The sequence below is a fragment of the Bacillus alveayuensis genome, assembly GCA_030812955.1.
Taxonomy (GTDB): Bacteria; Bacillota; Bacilli; order Bacillales; family Aeribacillaceae; genus Bacillus_CB; species Bacillus_CB alveayuensis.
In genome coordinates, this window is the sequence record JAUSTR010000046.1 from 1 (window position 1) to 2,895 (window position 2,895).

The following is a 2,895-nucleotide window of genomic DNA, read 5'->3' on the forward strand; positions in this document are numbered from 1 at the left end:
GAAAACGACTTCCCTCTTCTGAAACAGTGTCCGCATTGCCGGGCCAAGCGCCCGTTGCACCGCCACGGTTACTATGAGCGAAACGCATTGACCCCACATGGCGATTATCGCATTTGGATTGTCCGGTATCGCTGTCGGGAATGCTTGAAAACGGTGAGTGTGCTGCCTTCCTTTCTCCTCCCGTATTTTCAGTATACGTTGTCTGCCATATGGCAAGTCGTGAAAGAGCAGTTGGGATTGACCGAAAGGACGAACCAGGCTCCGTTCCTCCTGACAAAGGACGGTATCATCTTTTATGTCCGACGGTTCTGCCGAAACCTATCAAACCTTCACAGCTTTTTTGCGAGGCGGTGGAGGATCATAGGCCCTATCGTGAAAAAAGAAAAGGAACGGGCTTCTTGGTGGATCCGGACGTTAGAGGAACACGGTCTCTATTCGGCCATCAGAGAGATGTGGGAGGGCGGATTCCGACACCCTTTTGCGAATTAAATGGGATCCTGATTTTACATACATACCCTAAATTGGAAATAGTTGCGGTTCCCACAAACCTTTCCTATCGACGGAGAAAAAGCAATTCGGTACGATAAGGGCAGGAGGACCGGAACGGTCCTGATTCCAAGTGAGACAAGGAGGAGATTCGAATGGATGAGTCGATGAGACACGACATTGCCCTGTTTCGGTACGGACTAATCGCTCCGTTGGTGAATGGGCAGGTGGAACCGAAGACGTATCTGGAAGAGGTGAGCAAGCGAGTGCACCATGTTCCCCACCAGGGAGACAAGCGAATCGCAGCCAAGACGATCCTCGATTGGTGCACCCGATACAAAAAAGGGGGCTTTGACGCCTTAAAGCCGAAGCGCCGTTCGGACCGCGGCCACTCAAGGCGTCTGTCGCCCGATGATGAAGATCATATTTTAGCCCTAAGAAAAGAACATCCCACCATGCCCGTGACGGTGTTCTACGAACACCTAATCGAGCAGGGGGAAATCCCAGAAAACCATACCTCTTACTTTACTATATACCGATTATTGAAAAAACACAACCTTGTCGGGAAAGAAATTTTGCCCATGCCGGAGCGAAAACGCTTTGCGTATGACCAGATCAATGAGCTTTGGCAAGGGGACTTATCCCATGGACCAACGATTCGAGTCAATGGGAAAGCCCAGAAAACGTTTTTGATCGCCTATATCGATGACTGCTCGCGGTTGGTGCCGTACGCGCAGTTTTTCCCTTCGGAGAAGTTTGACGGGCTGCGGATCGTCACGAAGGAAGCAGTGCTTCGTTGCGGGAAGCCGAAGCGCATTTACTCGGACAACGGGAAAATTTATCGATCCGAGGTGCTGCAGTATGCGTGCGCCGAGATGGGGATTACGCTCATCCACACCCAGCCGTATGATCCGCAAAGCAAAGGGAAAATCGAACGGTTCTTCCGCACCGTACAGACGCGGTTTTATCCGCTGCTGGAGTTGGATCCCCCGAAGTCGCTCGAAGAGCTGAACGAGCGCTTTTGGAGGTGGCTTGAAGAGGAGTATCATCGAAAACCGCACGCCTCACTGGACGGAAAAACGCCGCATGAGGTGTTTCAATCGCAAGTGCATCTCGTGTCGTTCATCGAAGATGGCGATTGGCTGGATGCGATTTTTCTGAAACGGGAGCACCGCAAGGTCAAAGACGATGGAACGATCACCTTGAACAAGCAGCTGTATGAAGTGCCGCCCCAGTTCATTGGGCAATCGATTGAACTCCGCTATGATGAACGGGGCGTCTATGTGTACGAAGATGGAAGGAAGGTGGCGGAGGCCGTTCGAGTTCGTTTGGAGGACAACGCCTATGTAAAACGCCATCGGTCCCCGTTTGCGGCGATTCCGGCGAAGGAGGGAGAACACGGTGTATAAATCGTTTTACTCCCTTTCGCGGGAGCCGTTTGCGAAAGAAACAGACCCGTCCGAGGCGTATCAAGGGGCGCCATTTCAGGAAGCGTTGCGGGCGCTGGAGTACGTGAAACGAACCCGGGGGATCGGGCTGTTGATCGGAGAGCCGGGGGCGGGCAAGACGTTCGCCCTTCGGGCGCTGAAAGAGTCATTGAATCCATCATTGTATCATGTCGTCTACTTTCCGTTATCCACCGGAGGAGTGATGGATTTTTACCGTGGACTGGCCTTGGGATTAGGAGAAGAACCGAAGTACCGCAAGGTAGATCTCTTCCGCCAAATCCAGCAGGCGATCGAGCGATTGTATCATGAACGGCGGATCACGCCGGTGTTCATTTTGGACGAGATGCATTTAGCAAAGGATGCATTTTTACAGGACATCGCAATCTTGTTCAACTTTGAGATGGATTCGACCAACCCATTTGTCTTGATTTTGGCCGGGCTGCCCCATTTACAGGGGAAGCTACGGCTCAATCAGCACCACCCTCTCGACCAGCGGATCATCATGCGATACCGGATGGGGCCGCTGGAGAGGGAAGAGGTGGCGGGCTACATCGAGCATCGGATGAAACAGGCCGGGGCGAAGCATCCGATCTTCACTCCATCGGCGTTAGAGGCGATTGCCCTGCAGTCGCGAGGGTGGCCTCGGGTGATCAACACGTTGGCCACGACGTGCCTGTTATACGGGTATCAGCTGAAAAAGGACGCCATTGACGAAGAAGTGGTGCGCATGGCCGCAGAGGAAATGGGGTATTAGCACGAAAGGGGCCGAATCGGCCTCTTTTGTGCTTTCTCTTTTCCATCGGTCCATCAGGCGCGCTGGAAATCTTCATCTGAAAGAGCGTGCAAACGTTCCGAAATAATGTGCAAAATCCGGAACAATCCGCAAAAATTTTGCACATTATTTCCGAATCCGCCTGAAATAATTTGAAAAAGGGATTCTGAAATAATGTGCTAATTTACA

At 52.1% G+C, this 2,895-nt stretch carries 3 protein-coding genes; all 3 read left to right on the forward strand.

The window, feature by feature from the left end; translation table 11 throughout:
• Window positions 1-489, forward strand: a 489-nt coding sequence (locus J2S06_RS15990; RefSeq protein ID WP_419152959.1) for a DUF6431 domain-containing protein, incomplete at its 5' end; no start/stop codon positions are given.
• Window positions 490-641: 152 nt separating this feature from the next.
• Window positions 642-1,895: an IS481 family transposase gene (locus J2S06_RS15995; RefSeq protein ID WP_419152960.1), complete on the forward strand. Its 1,254-nt coding sequence runs from the start codon at window positions 642-644 to the stop codon at window positions 1,893-1,895.
• A complete protein-coding gene (locus J2S06_RS16000) occupies window positions 1,888-2,688 on the forward strand; it encodes an ExeA family protein (RefSeq protein WP_011230283.1) in 801 nt (266 codons plus the stop codon). Before J2S06_RS15995 ends, J2S06_RS16000 begins: the two co-directional genes overlap by 8 nt.
• The last annotated feature ends 207 nt before the right edge of the window (window positions 2,689-2,895 follow it).